Raw genomic sequence first — 22,536 nt, 5'->3', positions numbered from 1 at the left:
TTTTTACATGCGTCCCATCATTAAACCTGCCAAGGCTAAGATGATTCCGCCTCCATAACTGACCCCATTATAAATGAGAAGGGTCTTCCATTTTCTGTCGGCATGAAGCTGGATGGCTTCTAGTTTAAAAGTCGAGAAGGTGGTAAAGGCCCCCATAATGCCCACGCCTACAAGAAGACGGATGGATTCAGCGGGATCCATCCCTATCAACAAACCGAGCAAAAAAGAGCCCGATAGATTCACAATTAATGTAGCGACGGGGATTTCCGAAGACGAGTATTTATTAATAAACTGACTGACGGCAAACCGCATAATGGCCCCGATAAACCCGCCGGTCCCAACGAGCACCACGGAAAAAAAGCTCATTCTGTCTTCTTCCTCCCTCCCAGTGCATATCCCAGGTTAGCCGTAAACAGCCCCCCTGAAATGCTTAGAAGAACGTAAAGCCCTCCCGCTACTGTACTTCCTCTTTCAAATAACATGACGGTTTCTACACTTAACGTCGAAAACGTCGTAAATGATCCAATTAATCCTGTCCCGATCGCTGTCTTTAATGACTCGGGAAGCTGTCGGTGCTGGACGAGACCAATGGTGAACCAGGCTAATAAAAAGCTGCCGATCAAATTAGCTGAAAGTGTAGAGAATGGGAAAAAGGCATCTGCATTATAAAATGCCGCTCCAACTCCATACCGCATAGCAGCACCTATAAAGCCGGCCACACCTACCCAAAGATAGATCACCTGCCTCACTCTCCTTCACTCTAAATATGAACCAACCATACAAATAACGGACCAATAACCGATCCAAAAACGGCACTTAAGCTCATCGCCACCGAACTCATGGAAGCTGATTCCTCTCCATATTCAAAAGCCTTTGCCGTTCCCAGCGCATGAGAGGCACTCCCAAACGCCATTCCCCTGCCAAGCGGCTTATTGATTCCAAGCGCTCTTAATAAAGCCGGCCCCAGGACAATCCCTGTAAAACCAGCCACCATCGTAAACACAATGGTCATAGCGGGAATACCGCCGATTTCTGCCGACACAGGAATAGCTACCGGTGCCGTTAACGATTTAGGCACCATCGTTAAAATATAGGCACGATCCACTCCTGCCATTTTGGCAAAAATATATCCCGTCACTAAAGCTGTAATCAGACCGGTTAAAATCCCCGCCATAATCGGGAACATGTAGTCCTTGATCACGTGCCTCTGCCGGTACATCGGATAGGCAAGCGCTACAACAGCCGGACCCAGGAAAGCATCCACCCACCTGCCGCCTGCCATATACGTTTCGTAAGGGATCTGGAAAATCAGCAGCACACCTGCAATTAGTGCTGTTGACGTTAAGACAGGGACAAATAAAGGATGGTAGAGACGAGCATAGAGGCGGGTCATAAGTAAGAAAACCGCAACCGTAAAAATAATCATTCCTACTGCCACCATGTTATCCTGCTTCCTTTCTATGCTGTTTACGTTCAATAAGCTGACTAGTATATCCAGCAGCAGCCATTGTCACCAGGGTACTGACTAATACAATGATTACCATAACCATCCCTGACCACGAGAGGAATTCGGGATAGTTAATGACGCCAACGGTAGCCGGAATAAAAAATAAAGGCAAATAAGCTAAAATCATCCGAGCTCCATGTTCAATCCACCCTGCGGGAACAATACCCAGAGATAGAGCTGTAAAAAGCAGCAGTAACCCGAGAATACTTCCGGGAATCGGAATCTGAAGAAGGGTACGAAGACCTTCACCGAGGAAGTAAATCCCGAATAAAACTGCCACTTGTATAATAGTTTTAAAATAAGCCATAAATCATACCTTCTTATCGATGAACTTTGCGTATAGGAAACGCTCATCCCTTTATCATACTCTTTTCCAGTCTCTAATCAAAGGAAAAAGAAAACAAAGAAGAACCGCTTTTTTCGAATGAGGAGAGAAATAACTGGAAAAACTTTAACAGATAGCTTTGATAAAGGAGAGATTCTAATTGAAAGATAGTAAGAGCGTTCGGATGATTTTAGGTTTTATTACTGGAACCATGATCGCTGTGGGGTACCATCTGGGAATGGCAGCCACAAGCCACTTTATGCTCAGTATTTTCATTGCACTCACTGTCGGTGTAGTTACTCGATTAATCGGACATGTATTGGTTTCCCCTTCGCACCAGAGTGAATGATTGACTATCAACTTCTGAGGTCTCCATTTGGCCGCTGGTCCTGCAGGAGTCTATGTGGATTTTCAGGCTATGCCTGTTGATTCCCCCTTTTATAGAGTTAAGCCGTTATTTCTTTCGTTAGGGTGTTATTCTGCCTCGTTAGGGAGCTATCCCTTCGAGTCAGGGCGTTATCCTTCCTCGTTAGGGAACTATCCCCTCTAGTTAGGGCGTTATCGCCTTTTTACCAAAAGCTTAGGACACTCCTTATAGAGATGTCCTTTTTTTGGATCGAAACCGGGCACCTTACTCACCTTCAATCACAAATCGAATACGATGAAGCATAGGCTCTGTATTGCATGAGGAGTGAGGCATATGGCCATTGTTAATCGGTCCTTCTATATTTATCCTGTCCAATCTGACGATACGCTGTATTCTATAGCCAAAAAGCTGGGAAGTCAGATCAGCTTAATCGAAAGGGCAAACGCGCTTTATCCCCCTTTTACTGACCCTGGTCTTATTTACCCGGGCGAGCGCCTTCTCGTTCCTGTCTTCTATGATAATCAAATAAATCAAATCATCAGCAGGGGGGACACACTCTACGGAATTGCCCGCAGCTATTCTACGACGATTGACCTCCTGCAGGGACTGAACCCTGAAATCCAGCATCCAACCTTTATCTATATCGGCCAGGTCCTCCGTGTTCCTGTATTTATTTATGAAGTCGAACAGGGGGACACGCTGAATGCTATTGCTCAACGGTTGGGCTGGTCGTTATCTGCGATATTACAAGCAAACGAGAACAGGCCGGGTTTTTCACCTGATGTGATTTTCCCGGGATATCAACTCATCATACCTTCTCCATCGTCAGCTAATATTCTTGTCCTCCGGCCGTTTCCAGGGGCAAAGCTGCGTAATGGGCAGACTTTAAAGGGCTATGCACGGGCCTTTGAAGGTAATATTCTTTACCAGTTGAGAGACGATAACGGGCAGAAGGTCATTAAAGAAACAGCTGTGCAGACGTCTTCAGGTGCCCCGTCGTATGGGACATTTTCTGTGTCTATGAACTTTGACACACTGCCTTCTGCATCTCGTGGTGAATTATGGATATATACGAGAAGTGCCAAAGATGGAAGTATACAAGATTTAATTAAAATCCGTGTAACGTTTTAATCGTAATTGGTATTGAGGCTGCCCTTCTTTAATGGGCAGCCTGATTCTTTCTTCATAAATGGATAAGGGGTGCACTGATTCATCCGCCCAGCCATACACTACAGGAGCACTAATCATCATTTTGAAATGAGGGAATAGAATGAGCTCTTCCGTTGATTATTCGTCACCTTCTGCTCAGTTTACGTTTGATATGAACCAAAGTCCGCTTTTTGTTAAAGATCAGCAGAATTACATTAACATTCTTGGCATTCAACAGTTAAACACCCTTGAAAACTCGTCCCTGCTGGATATTTTCTTAAGCCCGGGCAACGTCGTTGAACCTCACTATCATCAGAATGCAGCTGAACTGGTTTATTGTATTTCCGGCGCTGCTGTCGTATCGATACTAAACCCTTTTACAAAAGAGGTACTTAACTTTACAATCACTCCAGGGCAAGTCGCTAATGTTCCCCAGGGCTGGTGGCATTACGAAATGGCAACGAAAGAGAATACTCATCTGCTTGCCATCTTTGATGCGGATACGCCGGAGGTTATCCTTGGTTCAGATATATTAAAATTCACCCCGGCCAGTGTGATGGCACACACATACTGCATGGATGAGGAGCAGTGGAAAGAAACGACAGCTCCCATTAAGCCGAGTACTTATATCGGACCTTATGCTGACTGCGACCACGCGCAGATGATGCCGCATCAGCAACAGCAGATGTACTATCAGCCATATCGTCCTTACCCGCATTTTTATTAAAAAAAGCGGTTGACGTTTAACAGCGTCGACCGCTTTTTACGTGGTTTTCACGTTAAAAATCAAAATGATCCGGGTCCGGGCCTACGCGATGGTGCTGGTTAAGCTCATCAATTGTATCCATATCTTCTTTAGAAAGAGTGAAATCATACACATCGGCATTTGAAATGATCCGGTGTTCCTTCGTTGATTTAGGAATGACGACCACTTCATTCTGCAGGTTCCATCTTATAATAATTTGGGCCGGCGTTTTGTTATATTTGGCGGCCAGCTCTTTAAGATCTTTATGGGCTAATATTTCTCCCTGCATTAACGGAGACCAGGCTTCAATCTGGATGCCCTGGCTTCGGCAAAAAGCACGCAGCTCTTTTTGAGTCAATCTTGGATGCAGTTCGACCTGGTTAACCATTGGTTTAATTTCTGCATCGCTCATAAGATTTTCTAGATGAGAGATCTGAAAGTTGCTCACGCCGATGGCTTTAACTCTGCCCTGTTTATACAGCGTCTCCAGCGCTCGCCAGGCGTCTTTATACTTCCCTTCCACCGGCCAGTGAATTAAATAAAGATCCAAATCATCCACCCCGAGTTTCTCCAGAGTTGTTTCAAAAGCAGCAATCGTCGAATCATAGCCAAGATCGTCATTCCACACCTTTGACGTAACAAAAATATCACTTCGCTTAAGGCCGGCTTCCTTAATTCCTTCCGCAATACCCTGGCCGACTCCCGCTTCATTTCCATAAACAGCGGCCGTATCAATGCTGCGGTAGCCGTGTCGAATGGCTGCTTTCACAGCTTCCACCAGTACCGGGCCTTCCTCCACTTTAAATACGCCAAGACCAAGCCCCGGCATCTTTACTCCATTGGATAACACTGTGGTATCTTGTACATTTCGTTTCATTTAGATTTCCTCCTTATTATCAACAAGCTTTTTCTTCTACAAAACTTCCCTGCTGCGCCCGGTCGGTATTCTCAAGTTTTAAGCTCCAGCCTGTCAGCAGGACAGCGAGTGTTACCATCACGCCCCCAATCCATCCCGTATGAATAAGTCCAATTGAATCTGCAATACTACCGCCCACAAAGGATCCAATTGCAATCCCTGCATTAAAAGCGGCAATATTTATGGCTGAAGCCACATCCACCGCACTTGGGACAAAGCGCTCCGCCAGAGTTACAACGTAAACCTGAAGACCAGGCACATTCATAAAAGCAAATAACCCCATCAGCACAACAGCGGTGAGCCCAAACACTTTAAATGGCGCTGCCAGGGATACGGTAAACAGAACAACCGCCTGGACGATAAACATGAAAAACAGCGCACGAATAGGATGATGGTTCGCTAATCTTCCACCTGTCATATTTCCGACCGCAATGGCAATTCCATAGATGAGCAGGATCACCGTAACGGTATTGGCATTGAAGCCTGTCACTTCCTGAAGCAGCGGAGATAAATACGTGAACGCTACAAAGGTGCCGCCGTACCCTAATGCGGTGATCGTAAACACGAGCAGCAGGCGCCCGTTGGTAATAAGCTTCACTTGATCACGCAAATACGTACGAGCTCCCGTTTTTAATCCCGATGGAATAAGGACGCTGTTGGCAATTAATGAAACTATGCCAATCCCCACAATCGTTAAAAACGCGATTCTCCAGCCGAACTGCTGTCCAAGAAACGTTCCAAAAGGTACACCCGTAACGGTCGCTACGGTCAATCCGGTAAACATAATCGAAATCGCACTCGCTCTCTTTATTCTCCGGGACTAAATTTGCCGCAATGGTTGATCCGATCGACATGAATACCCCATGAGAAAACGCTGAAATGACCCGGGCCGCAAGCAGGACCCCAACACTCGTTGCGCTGGCCGCTAAACTATTTCCGATAATAAATACAACCATAATCCATAATAATAAAGACTTTCTCGACATCATCGAAGTCAGTGATGTCAGTATCGGCGCCCCTAACGTGACTCCAAGCGCATAAAGGGAAACGGTTAAACCAGCCGTTTTGACCGATATATTTAAATCCTCCGAAATGAGAGGCAGAAGTCCAACACTAATAAATTCTGTTGTCCCAATCGCAAATGCACTCACTGCTAAAGCAAGCAGTCCGAGAAAGCTTCTCTTTTTATCTACACCCATCAACTTTCCCTCCTAAAAAGATATATTTTATTGCCGGCAAGTGTTAGTATGATCTATAGTTATAATAAAAGGAAGTACGCACTTTAAAGTTCTATAGATACCTTTAAGTTCTGTAGGTACTTTTTAGTACCCATGAAGGAGGAAGAACCATGGAGAAAAAGAAATACAATATCGGAGTAGAAGCAACGCTTGAAGTGATTGGAGGCAAATGGAAATGTGTGATCCTCTGTCATTTAACCTACGGGAAGAAACGGACGAGTGAGCTCAAACGCCTGATGCCGAACATTACGCAGAAGATGCTCACGCAGCAGCTGCGCGAGCTCGAAGACGATGGCGTGGTCAACCGGATTATTTACAACCAAGTGCCTCCGAAAGTGGAATATGAATTAAGCGAGTATGGATGGAGCTTACAAAGTATTCTGGATTCTCTCTGCGCCTGGGGAGAAGGACATATAGAGAAGGTGCATGGAGACAAGTCCGAAGTATTGGAGGAAAGTGTGTTAAACGAATAAAAAAATCAGCCATCGCATCCATATGCGTCGGCTGATTTTTTTTATGAAGCAAAATGCTACATATCTTCAACAACAATATACGTGGCTTTCACCGGGCCGTGGACACCGACAATTAAGTTCATTTCGATGTCCGCACTGTTGCTTGGTCCTGTTACGAAGCTGACGCAGGAGGAGACAGGGTTTCCTTTGCTTTCTTCGGCGTGAATAAGCCGGCCGGCCTGTGTCATACGCGGAACAATCGTGCTTTTCGGTACAATGGCGATAAACGTTTCCGGCAGCAGACTAATCGAACGCCCGTTAAAGCGATCGTTAAACAGCGCTACGGTCCCTGATTCGGCAAGGGTTAGATCACTGAACACAATGCCGGCACCGGCACGTTCGGCAAACTCCACATTGCTGCGCCCTTCCTGTTCATCCCAAATATGAACGTCGTACCCTTCCCTGCTTAACTGAACATAGAACCCATCCATGCCGCTCACCTGGTTGCGTGGTCCGCCTGCGGCCACAACCGAGTTTGCACCATAGGCATCCAGTACAGTTCTTATAGTTTCTGGCAGGGTGTCGACCGTCGCTTTTTCCAAATTCGTATGAATGACGCCGCATTGGGTTTCCAGCACGTCAACGAGTTCATCAGCCGTGGCACCGGCAAGCACGCGATCCTGGGGCTGCACAGAATAGACCGGCGGTTCAACCTCTGTCCGCCGCGGCCGACCGAGCTGCTCAGCGATTTCATCTAAAAAACTCTCGCGGTGATGAATAGTCATCCGTCATTCCTCCTCTTCTCCCGTTGTTTGTACCAGCTGCGGAAGCTTTGCCGGGCAGGAGCAGGGAAGTCCCTTGAGTCTGTCCATCCTTTGAGCGGTCCCGGCCCGTTTGAGATATAGTCATCTTCTGTCCATGGCTTTAAAGCTGTGTGGGCCATTTTCGTACTCAGCTTGTAGGCAGCTGAAGTGGAGGCCCATTTGGCATAGCCTTTCATCATGACTCCTTCGGCTTTTGATCCCATATTCTCACGCTCTACAATAATTTCACGATGGCGGATTAAATGCTCGTGTAGCGGTATTTTGACCGGACAGGCTTCGGTGCAGGCGGCGCATAACGTCGAGGCATACGGCAGATCTTTATGATCTTCATAGCCGTCGAGAAGCGGGGTAAGCACCGCACCAATCGGTCCCGGGTAAATGGAGCCGTACGAATGACCGCCGACGTGACGGTAAACGGGACAGGCGTTAATACAGGCCGCGCAGCGAATGCAGTGCAGCGCCGATTGAAACTCCGTGCCGAGAATTTTCGAACGACCGTTATCCACGATGACGAGGTGAAAATCCTCAGGCCCGTCGACCTCGCCTTCCAGCTTCGTCCCTGTCAATGCAGTGATGTAACTCGTCAGCTTCTGGCCTACAGCGGCCCGGGTTAACAGACTAACAACGACTTCAAGATCCTCCCACGTCGGCACGATCCGCTCCATTCCCATAACGGAAATCTGCGTATCGGGAAGCGATGTGACCATACGCGCATTGCCTTCGTTTGTTACAAGGGTAACAGCACCGGACTCAGCCACAGCAAAGTTACATCCGGTCACGCCGATGTCAGCAGAAAGAAAGTCCTGTCGCAGCTGCTCACGCGCAAACGCGGCGAGTTCTTCGGGCTGATCGGACCCTGTGTAGCCTTTCTTCTCTACAAACGTCTCACGGATTTGTTCTTTGTTTTTGTGCAGGGCAGGGGTCACGATGTGAGAAGGCGGATCTTCATCCAATTGGAGAATCCATTCTCCTAAATCAGACTCAACAACCTCACACCCGCTCTCTTCCAACGCTTCATTCAAGCCGATTTCTTCTGTCACCATCGATTTCGATTTAACGACTTTCTTTGCTTCTTTTTCACGGGCAATTTTCTGAACGTATTGATTCGCTTCTTCGGCCGTTTTGGCAAAATACACCGTGCCGCCGCGCTTTTCCACCTGTTCGCTCAGCTGGTGCAAATAATAATCCAGGTTTTCCATCGTATGGCTGCGGATTTCTTCTCCGAGCGTCCGCCATTCTTCCCAGTCACCTAGATCTTCCGCTGCTTTCAAGCGCCCGGACCGGAATCGTCCCTGTGCTGAAGAAACCGCCTGTCGCATAAATGCGTTGTCAATGCCGTCCTGAATCCGCTCCGCATACGTCTTCTTCCCAATTTTTATGCTCATCTTTCCACCCCTTTCTTATTGACTGTTTAATACCTGCGCAATATGAAGTACTTTAACATCCTCGTCGTTGCGCCTTAAACGGCCGCCCATATTCATAAGACAGCCCATATCGCCGCCAATTAAGTATTCGGCTTTCGTTTCGCTAATATGTTCTGCTTTCTCATGAACCATCTGTTCAGAGACGGCTGCATTTTTTACGGCAAAGGTACCGCCAAATCCGCAGCAGTCTTCTTTTAAAGGAAGGTCGATGATTTCTAGTCCTTCCACATTCTCAAGCAAAATGCGCGGGGCATCTTTGACCCCGAGCAGGCGGGTCATGTGGCAGGAAGGGTGGTAAGTCGCTTTCCCTTGAAAAGTTGATCCTACGTCTTTTACCTCAAGCACATCGACGAGAAACTGCGTCAGCTCATACGTTTTATTAACGAGAGCATCTGCGCGCTCCTTCCATTCAGGCTCATCGCTCAGCACCTTTGGATATTCCTTCAGCATGTGAACACACGATCCCGAGGGGCCGACTACGTATTGACTCGCTTCAAACGCTTTAATCATCTGCTTCATTGCCTGCTTTGATTCCTTTACGTACCCGCTGTTGTAAGCCGGCTGTCCGCAGCACGTCTGTCCCTGCGGAAAATCAACCTCACAGCCAAAACGTTCTAAAAGCTGAACCGTATCTTTCCCGACATCAGGAGTAATAGTGTCACACAAACATGTAATAAACAGCGAAACCTTCACCTTTTTCCTCTCCCTTCTCCTCGTTAATCAAGATGGCAAGTAGTCTTCTAATGACGCTTCAACATTGGTTAAATGCTTAAACATTGCATCCTTCGCCCGCTGCTCATTGCGATCAGCGACCGCGGTAAAGATCTGACGATGTTCTTCAAGCAGACGTTCGGTTCCCTCTTCGGTGTGCAATAGCTTTCGCGTTTCCCGCATCGCCTGCACCATGATGTCACTGACGCTTTTCATCAGATGAATCAGCATTTGGTTATGCGTCGCTTCCACAAGGGCCACATGGAAATCAAGGTCAGCCTGCTCTCCCAGTTCACCATTCCCTTTTGCTTCTTCCATCGCAAGCAGAGCATCCTCCATCGGCTGTAAATCTTCATCTTTGTGATGAAGGGCAGCAGCCCCGGCCGCACCTACTTCAAGTACATGACGCACTTCAAGCAAATCCTTTAAGTCATTCTGCTTCATTAAGAAAGCGACGGACACGGGAAGCGAGAATCTGGACGCATCAAACGCTTTCACATACGTCCCTTCCCCCTGACGCATTTCCAGAATTCCCATGGCTCTTAATGCACTTAACGCTTCGCGGATTGCGGACCGGCCGACATCAAAGCTTTTGGCTAAATGCTCAACACTGTCAAGCTTGTCCCCTGGTTTGAGATCACCTTTCTTAAGCGATTCCAACAGTGCATCAGCGACCTGCTCATAAATTTTCTTCGAACGAACCGGTTTGTAGTTCATGACTTAGACCTCTTTTACTCGTTTATCGTTAGGTCATCAGATGACCTGCTTATTGTTATTGTATGCTTTTTCACTTGAAAAAACAAGGCACATAAAAGAGCAGGCTGTATATATAACCTGCTCAATATTTCACATAAATAATGTTAAAATAAAGGCCGCGATTCCGGCTGCAATTCCGTATACAAGCGCGGGACCGAGCGTTTTTCTAATAATGTCGCCTTCTTTACCAGCCAAGCCGACAACAGTTCCTGCGGCGACGACATTGTGCACACAAATCATATTCCCTGCAGAAGCACCGATTACTTGAAGAGAGAGAATCGTATTCACGTCCAGTCCTGTCGCCTGTGCAATGTTATATTGGATCGGCGAAAAGGTGAGCGACGAAACTGTAGCACTCCCTGTAATAAACGATCCTAACTCACCTAGAAAGGGAGCGACGAAAATCCACATGGGCCCGAAGCTGCCTGCCAGAGTTTGGGCAATGAATTCAGGCATACTGACGAGATCGTGGGTGTTAATGCCTGAATTTGTGAAAACTTGAACAAGAGCAAGCGTAGCTGTGAGCGCCAGTGCTGCCTCCTTCATCGTGAGTACGGATTCTTTCGATGCGGCTGTAAAATGACGGAAGCTCGCACGCTGTAACACGATAGCAAGCAAAGCGGCAGCGACAAGCACCGTTCCTGGAGAATAAAGCACTGCCCAATTAGACGTAATTCCATCGACTCCTAAAATATTGCTCCAAGTTAGATCCACCCAAGTCATAGCGGCTGTTTTCACAGCAGGAATAATCCGTGTCACTAGCAATAAACCTACGACGATCAAATAAGGAGACCAGGCTGTTAACAAAGACATGGAAGACACTTCGTTCACTTCCCGGGCATCATCCGCTAAGGCATCCTTCCAGCTGTTCTTTGGAAGCAAGAATCCTTTACTCGCTGTTACAGTCGCAGCTGTTAATGCTGTCAATGAAGCTAAAATAGCTACAAACTCGTGACCAAATAACGCAGCATATATCCAGGCTGACCCCGTATAGGTTATTCCAACAACAAACGCCCATGGAAACAGCTCGAAAGCATCCTTAAAGCCTTTTCGTCTGCCAAAAAACAAAGTGAGTACAAGCACAAGAACAAACGGAATAAATGACCCTGTAAATAGATCAATAAACGCTACTTGTGTACCAATCTCCTTATACAATGACAACCCCGCATCAGGAACATTGCTCAAACCAACTTGAATCGGAGTACCTACTGCCCCATAGGAAACCGCAGAACTGTCAGCGATTAACGCCAGAGCAGCAGCAGCCATTGGGGTAAAGCCCAGTGCGACCAATAGAGGCCCCGTGACCGCCGCAGGAGTACCAAACCCGGAGGCCCCTTCAATTAATGAACCAAACAAAAATGCCACAATCACTACTTGAACCCGCATATCTGTAGTAATGCTGCGGAATCCCTGATTAATACGATCGACCGCCCCCGTCCGGCGGAGAGTATTCAGAAGCACGATGGCACCAAACAAGATAAGCAGTATCGTTAACGTTTTATGAGTACCTTCCAGGACGGAAGCGGCAATTACGCGGCCTTCAACGCCCCACACAGAATAAGCTAAACCGAGTACAATGAGAGCGCTAAAGAGCATGCCTTTTTTAGCAGGCATCCTTAACAATACAAGAAATATAAACGGAGTAATAATGGCACTAAAAGCGATGAGAAGCAGCATGCGAAAAACCTCCAGCGTTTTAGAAGTATAGTCATCTGATGACCTGATCTATAATTCTATTGTATGCTGATTCTGGAAAAATAGCAATGTCTTTTCCAATACTGAACGTACTTCAAACCTGACCTTGACCAAATCGCCAGCTCGTCCTTTTTACCATTAGAAAACGCACCCATCCCTTATTTATAAGGGACGAGTGCGTTGGTAACGTGTGGTTGCACTAACTGCCGACCGTTAAAGCTGCATCTTTTGTTGTCGTGAAAATGTTCTATAATTGTAAATAATATACACAAGCCAGATAAGAAAGTCAACAGTAAAAATCAGAATTTTTTATAAACATTGATATCAGGAGGTTCATTATTTTTATCAAAACCGGTTTTCCCCCTTCCATATTCGGCTATTCATTTAGAAAGGATGTGAATGAGTTGGAAATTTTAACAGCCTTCTTTATGATGATCGGCACGCTCGCCCTTTGGGGGATCGGTCTCCTTTACCCTGACTTTAAACGCTGGAAAGGAGAAGAAGTCGCCGAATGGAAAGGGTATGGTTATTCTCTTCTTGGCGTCGGTCTCTTTCTGCTTCTTTTCATCGTTGGCTGGCTGCTGGCTAATTAAAATGGTCCTCTTCTTCAATTGTCAATCCTTCCACATGCTTGCGATCAAGCTGCTTTGTTATTTTGCGGTGCTCTTTCGATTTGAAAATAATATCAAAATCGTAATCTGCCGGGTACAGCTCCTCTGCCCGGATATAGAGCTGTAAACGCTTATGGTTGATTCTCAGCTTTTCTCCTTTTTGCTGAACGATATAATCGCCATTCTCATCCGGACCTTTATAAACAATCGCGGTTTCTCCTGTAGCTTTTACCTTCACGTTATCCCCCATGTTGAAATAGGCGGCAGTCTTTTCTCTTTTGGCTTTGACCTTCTTTTTCCCACTATGGTTCACGATGACCTGCTGCTTCATTTCAAGGCTGTTTACAACCGCTTCGTCCGCTTCATATTTCTGCTTCTCATGATAGGAAACTTCATGGGCCCGCTCAATAATCGAGGGGTGCAGACCTAGCTTTAATGCGATTTGAAAGGCCTGACTTTCTCCTGCTTCGCCAATTACAAGCCGATATGTTGGCTGCAGTGTGTTTAGATCAAATGACATTGAACCATTAATAAAATCATCCCGCTGATTGGCCAGCTCTTTCATTTCTGTAAAGTGTGTCGTGACCATCAGCTTCGCTTTTTTCTCGACAAGCTGCTCTAAAACCGCCTGCGCCAGACCCATTCCTTCATTTGGCTCTGTTCCTGACCCAATCTCATCGATTAAAGCAAGTGTGTTTGGCCCCGCTTTTCGGAGTATGTCAATAATATTGACGAGCCTGGAGCTGAACGTACTTAAGTTGGCTTCGATACTCTGCCCGTCGCCAATATCACAAAAGATATCGTCATAGATCATTACGTTGGATTCGGGACTTGCCGGAATCCATAAACCGGCCTGTGCCATCATGGTCAGCAGTCCTGTCGTTTTCAGCGTAACCGTTTTTCCGCCGGTATTCGGTCCTGTAATCATTAAAGCCTGATCCTCTTCCGTCATGGTAATCGTTAAAGGTACCGCTTCTCGCCCTAGCTGCGGATGCCGTGCATCGATCAGCGATATGACATTTTCTTCATTCAGCTGAGGGGGATGGGCATTGATCTCCATGGCATATTTCCCTTTGGCAAAAATCACATCATACTGATGCATAACGTCAATCGCGATTTGGATCGCCGGCTTATGCTCAAGGACAAGTCCGGTTAAATAGTACATAATCTGCTCGACTTCGTGCTGCTCTGACAGCTTCAACTGCTCGATGGCCGCCTGCCGCTCCCCAAGCTCCTCAGGCTCGACAAAAAGGGTCGTTCCTGAGGAAGACTGGTCTATCACGGCCCCTTTCACCTTCTGCCGGTTCTCTCTTTTAACCGGTAAGGTGAGCCTTCCATTTTTCTCAACAATCATCTGCTCCTGCAAGACCGAAGTACGTTTTTTTAAAAGCTCCTGCGCCCGGTTTCTCAACTTCGTCTGCTCCTGCTGCAGATCTCTGCGAAGCTTAAGCAGCGCTTTGGATGCAAAGTCATCAATCTGACCATTCTTTAAACAGCGGCGCAGTTCTTCCTCAAGGTCTGATAGATCCTCCAGGGAATCGACGTAAACAGAGATCGTCGGTGCCGCATATCCTTTATCATCCATAAACCTTTTCAGCTTACGGCAGTGATCGAGGAATTCAATCATTCGGCTGAGGGCTCCTACGCGGATATACCTTCCTTTTTCACCTTCCTCTAAAGATCGAGTGACGGAATCAAGCGAATAAATCGGTACACTTGCATTTAACTTCAAGACTTCGACCGCTTCTTTAATCTCCTGAAAAGACCGTTCAATCTGCCGCCGCTCTGTGATAGGTTCCAATGCCTGAATCGTTTGTTTTCCTTTATTCGTTAACGCATAAAAGCTGATCTCTTTCACGATCTGATCAAACCCTAATTTATGAATTGCTTGTTTATTCAATGGGAAAATCTCCTTCATTTTATGAATTTTACATACAAAAAAGCCACAGCAGGCGGATACACTCCTCCCTGCTGTGGCTGATCTTCCAACCATTCTGCAGTTTAAAGATAAAAAAAAGAACTACGACAGGCGCGTCATAGTTCTCCCTTTGATCTCCGGGTATGCCTGTTCTTAACTACCCCTGCTTTCGTTCAACACAAAGAGCACCTGGCGATCAGGTGTTTTTTGAACGAGCAAGGATTATACGATTACGTATTAGTTAAGAACAGCCACACTCATAAAACTATCTCCTTATCGATACCATATTTGCAGAATGGTATGCTTTATTTATACGCCAGGATCCTACGATTTGTCAATAAAATTAAAAACCCATGTCCGCAGACACAGGCTCCCTCTTAACTCTTTTTCTTACGCAGGAACAGAAAAACTCCAGCTCCAATGAGGAGAAGGGCCAATGCCCCCACAATTATAATATTCCTCACATTAGGTACATTCGCTTCAACCATAATATCATTGCTGCCCGTTGGATTTATAGCCCACGTCAGCATACGCCCGTCTTCCTCGTCAGCATTATGATCGGCTGCTTTGATCGGGAGGCCAAGCGTAAACGTAAGGTCCATCTGGCTGGCAATCATCTCCTCAACCCCGCCCAGATCAAAGGTTCCGCTAAGGTCAACTGTACCCTCCAGGTGATAAGTATCTGTAAAGAAGCCTTCCTCAACATTCAGATCAATATCATCCTCGGCCGCTGATGTATCAACCGCTTCCTGGTCTAAAGCATCGGTTTCCGGAATAAAGTCCATTTCCCCGGCATCTTCGAATTCCTTCGTTGCTCTCACTCCGATGTACCCTTCTTCATCAAGGGACTCCACGGTGTATCCTTGAGTTTCAAGATCGGCACTAGTGTCTTCCAGCAGTCCGTCGCCTCCGCCGAACTGCCCTAAAGTGGATTCCTCTACACCAACCGTAATTGTATTAACGCCGCTTCCATCTTTATTAATTTTCACGGCAAAATCACCTTTTACGCATCCTGTTATGGACAAAACAAGGACTGCCATAACCATTATAATTTTTCTATTCATATGTACCTCCCTCAGCCCGATTATGTCATTGGAATTAATCAGACAATTGAACATTGGAATAGATGATAATCATCTCTAATATGTATTTTTGTTTTCTAATAAAAAGAACAGATGCTCCACCAACAGGTAAAACGATGCCTGAAAATGTGAGGATGGTCCTTTGCCTCTTTTAATTCACCGATAAGTAAAATACTACCATATTTATTAAAAATGACAATTCACTCCCATCAACGGAAAAAGGCCGGCTCCTATTAAAGAACCGGCTTTAGCTTAAGATGTTTCTGCATAATCATTAATCATTTGGTGGACCTTCTGCACTTCTCTGTCCGGAACGAGCAAGTACCATACTTCTCCAATGTACGTGCCATCGCCTTCGACCTGATATGTGTCTACATTTTTACGTGCCGCCCGGTAATCAGTTGCAAGCTTTCTCATATCAGAGAAAGTCATGTTAGTGCTGACATTATCACCCAGTACCTCAAGGATATCATTGAACTTATTTACGCCGCTGAAACTGGCTCCTTCTCTGATCACGCCTTCAATCACTTGACGCTGCCTTTCATTACGTCCGGCATCTCCCTGAGGATCGTCCTTACGCATTCTCACGTAAGCAAGGGCTTCACGGCCGTCCAAATGCTGCTCGCCTTCAGGGAACGAGTAGCTTCCGTTGGTAAATGCAAACTCGTTGTCAATCGTTACGCCATCTACCGCATTCACGAGCTGCTGCAAGCCTTCCATGTTTACACGGGAGTAATAGTCAATCTCAATATCCAGGAAATTCTCTACCGTATCTACCGCCATATCACTGCCGCCAAACGCATAGGAGTGATTAATCTTATCTACTGTGCCATGCCCAATAATGTCCGTACGTGTATCTCTTGGGATGCTCACCATCTGCATTTTCTCATTATCGGGATCAAGGGTCATCACGATCATGGTATCCGCACGTCCACGATCGTTCTCACGTTCATCCACTCCGAGCAATAGGATGTTCAGCGGTTCCTGATCTTCTACCTTTTTCTTCGTTACCTCATTGTCGATTGAGTCTACAGATTCATGTACATCCTGATCGACTGTGCTCTTTACATTTTGATAAATCGAATATACGACTGCACTGCCTCCAACAATAAACAAGGCCATTACAAAAAGGAGAACCTTCCACCAGCGACCTTTTTTCCTCTGTCTTTTCTTTCTTTCTCTTCTATTCATTCGTATTATGTACCCCCAAGGTCTTGTTTTCTCATCTATTCATTATAGCGTAATTTGGCGAAAACTGTAAGACAATGTCAGTGAAAAATTATATTATCGAGCGCTGCCTAATCGGTCGGCCTCTTAAAATCTGTTATAATTTTACTATCTCACCTGTATAAAGGAGTCTTTCCATGACAATTATCGATAAATTAAAGCTTAACCGCTATTCGAACGTAGTTGTGCTTAACGAACCGAATGATTACAATGTTTTTTCAACCTACGGACATACCCTGTCCGACGAGCATGATGCTATTTTTATTTTTACCGAAACGACGGAAGAAATGCACAACCATGCCGATCATATCATTCAGAACAACCTCCTCTTAGAGAACGGCTATCTCTTTTTCGCCTATCCGAAAAAGGGAAATAAACGTTATGACACTTACATTCATAGGGATGATATTTTTCCAGCCTTACAAGTTGAGGAAGGCGGCTATTTAAAGGGAAGTGATGTGAAATTTTCGCGGATGGTAAGTATGGACGATACATTCACCGTGGTCGGACTCAAGCGGCAAAAAAAGAAAGCAGCAGCCAAGTCAACCGCAGCCAGTCAATGTGTCGCTGATTATGAAGAACGGGTAAAGGATGTCAAAGAACTGCTACTTCAACACCCTGAGGAATTAACTTTCTATGAGAACCTTACTCCTGGATATCAGAAAGACTGGGCACGCCAGATTTTTTCAGCCAAGCAGGAAAAGACCCGTGAAAAACGGCAGCAGCAAATGATTGAAGTGTTATCACAAGGGTATAAGTCGTTGGACCTGTACAGACAACAGAAGAAGTAAGCACCGGTTAAGCCTTTGGAACCTGTGTATCCCCAAAGAACAGAACATGAAAAATCACTGGAGGAACAAGCATGACTTCGTTTGGAAGCTCCGAACGTACGACATCAACTTCATATTGATCACCAGAGGCTGTCCACTCGTTGATTTGCTCAGGCAGCCTTTTTTTATTAAACCGACCAATGAGCTGTCCCTCAGCCCCAACTACTTCCATCTGATTTCCGAATTGATCGCCTTTTATAACAGCAGACTTTCTGCCGTCCGCTTGTTGTACATTCAATTGAATTGCCAGCCGTGAGACGTTCTGGACTGTGCCAAGTTTCTCACGGTTTGAAGAGAAGATGTAAAATGGTGCCTTTCTTCCTCCTCCTTTTTCCACATACGCTGCATCTCGTTCCCCATTCCTTGTGTAATAATGAAATTCATTCCCGAACCCGACAGCCTGTTTGATGGTAAACCTCAAGGTTTCCGCGCCAACACTTGAATGACATGCCCAAGACCGGTATGCTTCTCTCCCTCATGACGGACGGCTTCCCCATAATAGAAATGGAGTATCTTCCATCCCTTTAGCCAGTGGAGCATATCAGTCGGGGTATACAATAATTCTTCTGATGGAGGTCCGCCCGTTCGATAATCCAGCTGCTCCTCTGAATAAACCTCTACGATGACCAGTCCGCTCGTTTTCACAGACCCGAGGATATTTTCCATTAAAAAGGGCTGGTCCTTTTTTGGTACATGGCCAAATACCATCACTGCTGCATCATTACTAGATTCGCTGACACGATGCTTCGTTAAATCCTGCTTTACAGGCGTTACCTGAACCCCCTGTTCACGCGCAAGTTTTCCCATTTTATCAAGACCGACCTGCGATTGGTCATACGCAGTCACCTCATGGCCAAGACCAGCCAGGTACACTGCATTCCGTCCTTCCCCTTCTGCAAAGCAAGCGATCCTTGCTTGAGCCGGGAGTCGTCCGGCATGCTCGTGGACAAACTCATTAACCTTCTTCCCATATAAAAATCCAGATGCATCAAATCGGTCGTCCCAATGATTCTCTGACACCATCTTCAACTCCTTATTATTATAGTGTTGGCCTGTCAGTCCTTAGGCTTGTGTCTAGTGATGCCGAATAACCTTAGCATTATGCTGTAAACAAGCGTGAAAAAGAAAGCCTGAATCAGGTTCATCACCCAGCTTACACTCTCAAATCGGATATAATCGATCACACACCCTATTGTAAAAACAATTATGAATAAAATAATTAATCTCTTTGACAATACGTTCCCTCCCGTCCTGGCTGCTTCCTCTAGTGTATAACGTGCCTATAAGAAAATAAAACTTTATGTTATTGTTTCACGTGAAACAATAAGTTGACTTCTACAGCATTTTTATTTATAATTCGAAATATGTCGAACTATAATGATGTTAACTTGGACGCGTATAGTGAAAGATTTAAGGCTTTATCCAATCCTCACCGGTTAAATATTTTTCTTTATCTGGCGAAAAATTGCTATCCAGGAGAATTGAGCACAGAGAAAGAGATGCGAATGACGGTAGGAGAATTAGGAGAAGGGCTGGGCATCGTACCTTCGACGGTTTCTCACCACCTAAAGGAACTCCGCCATGCTAAGCTTATTCGAATGGAGCGCAAAGGAAAGAACATTGAATGCTGGGTAGAACCAAGCTCGGTAGAAGGGCTGATCGATTTTTTTAAACAAATTAAGGAGGGAAAATAATTTTTTAGTTAACAATTCGAATATTTTCGAAATGTAGAATTAAGGAGGGACACGAATGTTTCAACTACTCATAAGTGGATTCCTTATAGGCTTTGCCTCCTCTCCGACCTGTCCAAGCAATGGGGAAGAGATTAAACACGGAACAAAGTATGGATTTGTCTCGTCATTGACCGTAGGGGCGGGGGCTGTGTTTGGCGACGCGGTAGTACTGGCGGCTGTTTTGTTATGGCTGATGCCTTTAATCAACGAAAACTCGCTCGTCATTACCATGCTCTGGTTGTTTGGAGGGCTTATCCTCTTTTATGTATCCTTGGGTATTTTTAAAGAAATGAAAACCGTACAAGGCGTAACCGCAACAGTAAATGGACAGTCACAAAACCTTCCAAAGAAACATTTCTTAAAAGCATTCTGGACGGGTGCTGCGATTACGACGTTCAACCCGTTCACGGTCCTATGGTGGATGGGGTTGTTAACCCCGATTATGGATTCGTCACATGGTCTCAACCTTAGCTATCCTTTGGCTGTGATCGGGGGAGCTCTCGTCTGGTTTGCACTGCTGGCTGTTTTATTGCACGCAGGAGAACGGTGGTTAACTAGAAAACGACGGCAGGGCGTATTGTTTCTAAGCGGGATGGCCTTGTTAGGTTACAGCGTGTTTTTTTTCTTTCAATTTATTACAGAAGTCATTTAAAAAAGAGTTCAGGACTCCTGAACTCTTTTCCTCCGTTAAGCCGTCTTTCTTAAAGGCATTTCCTTCTTTCTGCCAAATCCATTAACGACGACGACCCCAAGAATGGCGACTCCTCCACCAATTAGGGAAAGCGTGCTCGGCCATTCCTGCAGCCACATCCAGGCGACGAAGATTGCAACTACAGGTTCTAAGTACATCGTGCTTGATACGCTGCTTGCATTCCCTAGAGAGAGCGCCGTGGCCCACGTCACATATGCCACTCCTGCTGGAAAGATTCCGACGTATAAAGCTGACAGGTTTGCTTCAAGTGTCGCACCAGCTACCGAGTCCCATACGCCCGGTGAGAAGAACAGGAAGGGAAGCGTACCGACCCAGGTAAAGTAGGCAGTGAGCTCAAGGGGGCGGTAGCGGGCAAACAATGGTTTTTGAAACACGAAAAAAACCGATGTAGCTACAGCCGCCATTAAAACGAGCAGGGCTCCTTCTGAGATCGCAAAAGCTTCCCCTGAAGAGCCAACGGTAATCAAAATGATCCCTATAAACCCCACACTCAAGCCGAGCCACCCCGGGAGTCCTAGCCGCTCGCGCAGAAACAAAACAGCAATTAATGCCGTAAATATAGGAGCAGAACCGATCAGCATACCGGCCGTACCTGCTGAAACCGTTTTTTCTCCGAAGGTCACTCCAATATGGTATAAGCTGATTCCCGTCCAGCCGAGCAGACAAATCTTCAGCAGATCCTCTTTACGAGGGATCCGAAAACGAATGCCAGGCCACAAGGCAAGCAACAAAAACACTGCTGAAGCAACCAGGTAACGGACGAGCACAAGGTGTCCTGCCGTGTACCCACCGTGGAGGCTGGCTCGAATCGCTGCAAAAGTCGAACCCCAAATAAGGATAGTTGTTAAGGCCAATGTCATTGCTTTTGCGTTCACGCTAATCTCCCCCTTACATGCTTTTATACATTAGCGAACAAAAGTAACTTTCCCCCATCATAAGGGGGCTACTTGATAAAAACAAGGATATTCAGGTATTTATTAAATCCGCAGGGTTGATTCGCGCAAGCACTTGATGATCTTCCCATTTCCCATTAATCTTTACGTTCTGCTTCGCAATCCCTTCTTTATGAAAACCGGCTTTCTCAAGAACGCGCATGGAACCAATGTTATGCGGCATCACACCCGCTTCAATCCGGTGCAGCTGCAGGAATTCAAATCCATACTTCACCACCAGTTTGACCGCTTCCGTCATAAACCCTCTTCCGTTATGGGCTTGATCGAGGAAATAGCCGATAAAGGCGCTCTGCAGCGGACCGCGCTGAACTTGAAAAAGATTGATTGTTCCAATAAGTGCATCGTGCTCGTATGTATAGATGCCAAAGTTGTACTGCCGGTCCTGCTTGGCTTCCTCAATAAACTGCTTAATTTTTTCTCTTTGGGTTTCGACCGTATAATAGTGATCCTTCCGCTCCATCGAAAACCGCTCAAAAAACGAACGGTTTTTGCTTTGCAAGTGTAATAAAGCCGGTGCATCCTCTTCTTCAAATGGTCGGATATAAATCTTTTTTCCTTTTATCATCGTTTTCCCCTCTCTAAAGGTTCTCCGCCAGCAAATAGATTCCTGTAAACAGTAAGATGCAGTAGGTAAAAACTCGAAAAAGCAGCGGATTGATTAATCGAAATAACAGCTGGCCGGCATACATACCGGCACCTACAAGCGGCAGGCCCACACCGCTCCATATCCAAACGGTCGCGTTCGTCCCTGCGAACGTCACTTGAATTACCAGGCTTACTAAATAGATAAACAGATAGAAAGCAAGCGTCGTCGCCCGCAGCTTTTCTTTCATCGTGTCCGTTCCAGAAAAGTAAAGCAGAAGCGGCGGTCCCGGCATACCGATGCTCGTCGTTAACAGGCCGGAGAGCCCGCCGACTCCAATGTCACGACTTTTCTTCTGTGCCATACGGAACTTTAAAATCAGAAGCACCGTCAGCAGTAAAATAATGAAACTGACCCCAAGCTTGAGCCTGGCAATATCCGCCCATAAAAACACGGCAATTCCTAGCGGCAGGCCAGCAATGCTTCCGATCGTGAAGCGTTTGACGATACCGAAATCGACGTCCTGATAAATTTTGCGGATGAACACTACAGAAATCAGCAGTGATAAGATCAAATTGATTTGAATGGCTTCTCTCGGTTCAAACAACAGCAATAAAAAAGGCGTGGCCAAAATGGAGAAGCCAAACCCTGTGCTCGTCTGAAGTACTGATGCAGCTATAATAATTATGATAAACAGTCCAATATCCACTTTAACTCCGACCTTTTCTCATTAAGCTCTTTCTCATCTTAACATAGAACTTCCATTTACAAATGACTG

Annotated in this window: 27 protein-coding genes and 1 pseudogene; 8 read left to right on the top strand and 20 right to left on the bottom strand. The window is 46.0% G+C overall.

Annotated elements, in window-relative coordinates:
* Positions 1-3: 3 nt before the first annotated feature.
* From crcB to C1A12_RS01305, 4 genes are read right to left on the bottom strand one after another with little or no spacing between them, the layout of a single operon-like run.
* Complete coding sequence (gene crcB, locus C1A12_RS01320; protein ID WP_101842052.1) at positions 4-366, bottom strand: fluoride efflux transporter CrcB; 363 nt, start codon at positions 364-366, stop codon at positions 4-6.
* A complete protein-coding gene (locus C1A12_RS01315) occupies positions 363-740 on the bottom strand; it encodes a CrcB family protein (RefSeq protein WP_101842051.1) in 378 nt (125 codons plus the stop codon). Before C1A12_RS01315 ends, crcB begins: the two co-directional genes overlap by 4 nt.
* 20 nt (positions 741-760) lie before the next feature.
* Positions 761-1,441, bottom strand: a complete 681-nt coding sequence (locus C1A12_RS01310; protein WP_235001500.1) for an LrgB family protein — start codon at positions 1,439-1,441, stop codon at positions 761-763.
* 1 nt (position 1,442) lies between these two features.
* Entirely contained in the window at positions 1,443-1,814 is a 372-nt protein-coding gene (locus C1A12_RS01305; protein ID WP_101842050.1) for a CidA/LrgA family protein, read from the bottom strand.
* Between the two features lie 178 nt (positions 1,815-1,992).
* On the opposite strand from C1A12_RS01305, the gene C1A12_RS01300 reads away from it, so the two are divergent.
* From C1A12_RS01300 to C1A12_RS01290, 3 genes are all read left to right on the top strand, one after another.
* The gene (locus C1A12_RS01300) at positions 1,993-2,181 is read left to right on the top strand and encodes a hypothetical protein (RefSeq protein WP_101842049.1); all 189 of its coding nucleotides are present in this window, start codon (positions 1,993-1,995) and stop codon (positions 2,179-2,181) included.
* A gap of 351 nt (positions 2,182-2,532) precedes the next feature.
* The gene (locus tag C1A12_RS01295) at positions 2,533-3,330 is read left to right on the top strand and encodes a LysM peptidoglycan-binding domain-containing protein (RefSeq protein WP_101842048.1); all 798 of its coding nucleotides are present in this window, start codon (positions 2,533-2,535) and stop codon (positions 3,328-3,330) included.
* A gap of 139 nt (positions 3,331-3,469) precedes the next feature.
* Positions 3,470-4,075, top strand: a complete 606-nt coding sequence (locus tag C1A12_RS01290) for a cupin domain-containing protein (protein WP_101842047.1) — start codon at positions 3,470-3,472, stop codon at positions 4,073-4,075.
* 52 nt (positions 4,076-4,127) lie between these two features.
* Here C1A12_RS01290 and C1A12_RS01285 read toward each other — a convergent pair whose 3' ends face one another.
* Together C1A12_RS01285 and C1A12_RS01280 are read right to left on the bottom strand one after the other, a co-directional pair.
* Complete coding sequence (locus C1A12_RS01285; protein WP_101842046.1) at positions 4,128-4,970, bottom strand: aldo/keto reductase; 843 nt, start codon at positions 4,968-4,970, stop codon at positions 4,128-4,130.
* Positions 4,971-4,989: 19 nt separating this feature from the next.
* A pseudogene (locus C1A12_RS01280) lies at positions 4,990-6,208 on the bottom strand (MFS transporter).
* Between the two features lie 149 nt (positions 6,209-6,357).
* Between C1A12_RS01280 and C1A12_RS01275 the strand changes: the two are divergent.
* A complete protein-coding gene (locus tag C1A12_RS01275) occupies positions 6,358-6,720 on the top strand; it encodes a helix-turn-helix domain-containing protein (protein WP_101842045.1) in 363 nt (120 codons plus the stop codon).
* 56 nt (positions 6,721-6,776) lie between these two features.
* On the opposite strand, the gene C1A12_RS01270 is transcribed toward C1A12_RS01275, so the two are convergent.
* From C1A12_RS01270 to C1A12_RS01250, 5 genes are all read right to left on the bottom strand, one after another.
* Positions 6,777-7,373: a lactate utilization protein C gene (locus C1A12_RS01270; RefSeq protein ID WP_306416991.1), complete on the bottom strand. Its 597-nt coding sequence runs from the start codon at positions 7,371-7,373 to the stop codon at positions 6,777-6,779.
* Positions 7,374-7,480: 107 nt separating this feature from the next.
* Entirely contained in the window at positions 7,481-8,908 is a 1,428-nt protein-coding gene (locus C1A12_RS01265; RefSeq protein WP_101842043.1) for a LutB/LldF family L-lactate oxidation iron-sulfur protein, read from the bottom strand.
* 15 nt (positions 8,909-8,923) lie between these two features.
* Complete coding sequence (locus C1A12_RS01260) at positions 8,924-9,640, bottom strand: (Fe-S)-binding protein (RefSeq protein WP_101842042.1); 717 nt, start codon at positions 9,638-9,640, stop codon at positions 8,924-8,926.
* Between the two features lie 27 nt (positions 9,641-9,667).
* On the bottom strand, positions 9,668-10,375 hold the full coding sequence (locus C1A12_RS01255; RefSeq protein ID WP_101842041.1) for a FadR/GntR family transcriptional regulator: 708 nt from the start codon (positions 10,373-10,375) through the stop codon (positions 9,668-9,670).
* A 129-nt stretch (positions 10,376-10,504) separates the two neighbouring features.
* Positions 10,505-12,091, bottom strand: coding sequence for an L-lactate permease (locus C1A12_RS01250; RefSeq protein ID WP_101842040.1), 1,587 nt, complete (start codon positions 12,089-12,091; stop codon positions 10,505-10,507).
* A 422-nt stretch (positions 12,092-12,513) separates the two neighbouring features.
* Here C1A12_RS01250 and C1A12_RS01245 point away from each other — a divergent pair, with 422 nt between their 5' ends.
* Positions 12,514-12,702, top strand: a complete 189-nt coding sequence (locus tag C1A12_RS01245) for a hypothetical protein (RefSeq protein ID WP_101842039.1) — start codon at positions 12,514-12,516, stop codon at positions 12,700-12,702.
* Here C1A12_RS01245 and C1A12_RS01240 read toward each other — a convergent pair.
* The 3 genes from C1A12_RS01240 to C1A12_RS01230 all read right to left on the bottom strand — a co-directional run bounded on the left by C1A12_RS01240 (position 12,695) and on the right by C1A12_RS01230 (position 16,911).
* A complete protein-coding gene (locus C1A12_RS01240) occupies positions 12,695-14,620 on the bottom strand; it encodes a DNA mismatch repair protein (RefSeq protein WP_101842038.1) in 1,926 nt (641 codons plus the stop codon). The two genes, C1A12_RS01245 and C1A12_RS01240, sit on opposite strands and share 8 nt — an antisense overlap.
* A 395-nt stretch (positions 14,621-15,015) precedes the next feature.
* A complete protein-coding gene (locus tag C1A12_RS01235) occupies positions 15,016-15,702 on the bottom strand; it encodes a DUF3153 domain-containing protein (RefSeq protein WP_101842037.1) in 687 nt (228 codons plus the stop codon).
* 270 nt (positions 15,703-15,972) lie between these two features.
* Positions 15,973-16,911, bottom strand: a complete 939-nt coding sequence (locus tag C1A12_RS01230) for an LCP family protein (protein ID WP_101842036.1) — start codon at positions 16,909-16,911, stop codon at positions 15,973-15,975.
* A gap of 173 nt (positions 16,912-17,084) precedes the next feature.
* Between C1A12_RS01230 and C1A12_RS01225 the strand changes: the two genes are divergently transcribed.
* A complete protein-coding gene (locus C1A12_RS01225; RefSeq protein ID WP_101842035.1) occupies positions 17,085-17,738 on the top strand; it encodes a YdeI/OmpD-associated family protein in 654 nt (217 codons plus the stop codon).
* Positions 17,739-17,745: 7 nt separating this feature from the next.
* Here the strand turns inward: C1A12_RS01225 and C1A12_RS01220 are convergent, their stop codons facing one another.
* From C1A12_RS01220 to C1A12_RS01210, 3 genes are read right to left on the bottom strand one after another with little or no spacing between them, the layout of a single operon-like run.
* A complete protein-coding gene (locus C1A12_RS01220) occupies positions 17,746-18,198 on the bottom strand; it encodes a hypothetical protein (protein ID WP_101842034.1) in 453 nt (150 codons plus the stop codon).
* Positions 18,195-18,797 (bottom strand): bifunctional 2-polyprenyl-6-hydroxyphenol methylase/3-demethylubiquinol 3-O-methyltransferase UbiG, encoded by a 603-nt coding sequence (locus tag C1A12_RS01215; protein WP_235001499.1) that lies wholly within the window; start codon positions 18,795-18,797, stop codon positions 18,195-18,197. Before C1A12_RS01215 ends, C1A12_RS01220 begins: the two co-directional genes overlap by 4 nt.
* A 35-nt stretch (positions 18,798-18,832) precedes the next feature.
* On the bottom strand, positions 18,833-19,012 hold the full coding sequence (locus C1A12_RS01210) for a hypothetical protein (protein ID WP_101842032.1): 180 nt from the start codon (positions 19,010-19,012) through the stop codon (positions 18,833-18,835).
* A 129-nt stretch (positions 19,013-19,141) separates the two neighbouring features.
* On the opposite strand from C1A12_RS01210, the gene C1A12_RS01205 reads away from it, so the two are divergent.
* Positions 19,142-19,471 (top strand): helix-turn-helix transcriptional regulator, encoded by a 330-nt coding sequence (locus tag C1A12_RS01205; protein WP_145997023.1) that lies wholly within the window; start codon positions 19,142-19,144, stop codon positions 19,469-19,471.
* A 55-nt stretch (positions 19,472-19,526) separates the two neighbouring features.
* Positions 19,527-20,162, top strand: a complete 636-nt coding sequence (locus C1A12_RS01200) for a LysE family translocator (protein WP_101842030.1) — start codon at positions 19,527-19,529, stop codon at positions 20,160-20,162.
* A gap of 35 nt (positions 20,163-20,197) precedes the next feature.
* Here C1A12_RS01200 and C1A12_RS01195 read toward each other — a convergent pair whose 3' ends face one another.
* The 3 genes from C1A12_RS01195 to C1A12_RS01185 all read right to left on the bottom strand — a co-directional run bounded on the left by C1A12_RS01195 (position 20,198) and on the right by C1A12_RS01185 (position 22,467).
* On the bottom strand, positions 20,198-21,097 hold the full coding sequence (locus tag C1A12_RS01195; protein WP_101842029.1) for a DMT family transporter: 900 nt from the start codon (positions 21,095-21,097) through the stop codon (positions 20,198-20,200).
* A 91-nt stretch (positions 21,098-21,188) separates the two neighbouring features.
* A complete protein-coding gene (locus C1A12_RS01190; protein ID WP_101842028.1) occupies positions 21,189-21,740 on the bottom strand; it encodes a GNAT family N-acetyltransferase in 552 nt (183 codons plus the stop codon).
* 13 nt (positions 21,741-21,753) lie between these two features.
* The gene (locus C1A12_RS01185; protein ID WP_101842027.1) at positions 21,754-22,467 is read right to left on the bottom strand and encodes a sulfite exporter TauE/SafE family protein; all 714 of its coding nucleotides are present in this window, start codon (positions 22,465-22,467) and stop codon (positions 21,754-21,756) included.
* Positions 22,468-22,536: the final 69 nt, after the last annotated feature.

This window comes from Halobacillus sp. Marseille-P3879 (assembly GCF_900240285.1).
Taxonomy (GTDB): domain Bacteria; phylum Bacillota; class Bacilli; order Bacillales; family Halobacillaceae; genus Halobacillus_A.
Note: the sequence above shows the minus strand (reverse complement) of the source record. Positions and strands in the feature narration are given on the sequence as shown.

Bases quoted from the DNA above. Each gene is read 5' to 3' on its own strand.
- crcB (WP_101842052.1), bottom strand. From the start codon at position 366: ATGAGCTTTTTTTCCGTGGTGCTCGTTGGGACCGGCGGGTTTATCGGG.
- C1A12_RS01310 (WP_235001500.1), bottom strand. From the start codon at position 1,441: ATGGTGGCAGTAGGAATGATTATTTTTACGGTTGCGGTTTTCTTACTT.
- C1A12_RS01305 (WP_101842050.1), bottom strand. From the start codon at position 1,814: ATGGCTTATTTTAAAACTATTATACAAGTGGCAGTTTTATTCGGGATT.
- C1A12_RS01295 (WP_101842048.1), top strand. From the start codon at position 2,533: ATGGCCATTGTTAATCGGTCCTTCTATATTTATCCTGTCCAATCTGAC.
- C1A12_RS01290 (WP_101842047.1), top strand. From the start codon at position 3,470: ATGAGCTCTTCCGTTGATTATTCGTCACCTTCTGCTCAGTTTACGTTT.
- C1A12_RS01285 (WP_101842046.1), bottom strand. From the start codon at position 4,970: ATGAAACGAAATGTACAAGATACCACAGTGTTATCCAATGGAGTAAAG.
- C1A12_RS01275 (WP_101842045.1), top strand. From the start codon at position 6,358: ATGGAGAAAAAGAAATACAATATCGGAGTAGAAGCAACGCTTGAAGTG.
- C1A12_RS01265 (WP_101842043.1), bottom strand. From the start codon at position 8,908: ATGAGCATAAAAATTGGGAAGAAGACGTATGCGGAGCGGATTCAGGAC.
- C1A12_RS01255 (WP_101842041.1), bottom strand. From the start codon at position 10,375: ATGAACTACAAACCGGTTCGTTCGAAGAAAATTTATGAGCAGGTCGCT.
- C1A12_RS01250 (WP_101842040.1), bottom strand. From the start codon at position 12,091: ATGCTGCTTCTCATCGCTTTTAGTGCCATTATTACTCCGTTTATATTT.
- C1A12_RS01235 (WP_101842037.1), bottom strand. From the start codon at position 15,702: ATGAATAGAAAAATTATAATGGTTATGGCAGTCCTTGTTTTGTCCATA.
- C1A12_RS01230 (WP_101842036.1), bottom strand. From the start codon at position 16,911: ATGAATAGAAGAGAAAGAAAGAAAAGACAGAGGAAAAAAGGTCGCTGG.
- C1A12_RS01225 (WP_101842035.1), top strand. From the start codon at position 17,085: ATGACAATTATCGATAAATTAAAGCTTAACCGCTATTCGAACGTAGTT.
- C1A12_RS01205 (WP_145997023.1), top strand. From the start codon at position 19,142: ATGTCGAACTATAATGATGTTAACTTGGACGCGTATAGTGAAAGATTT.
- C1A12_RS01200 (WP_101842030.1), top strand. From the start codon at position 19,527: ATGTTTCAACTACTCATAAGTGGATTCCTTATAGGCTTTGCCTCCTCT.
- C1A12_RS01190 (WP_101842028.1), bottom strand. From the start codon at position 21,740: ATGATAAAAGGAAAAAAGATTTATATCCGACCATTTGAAGAAGAGGAT.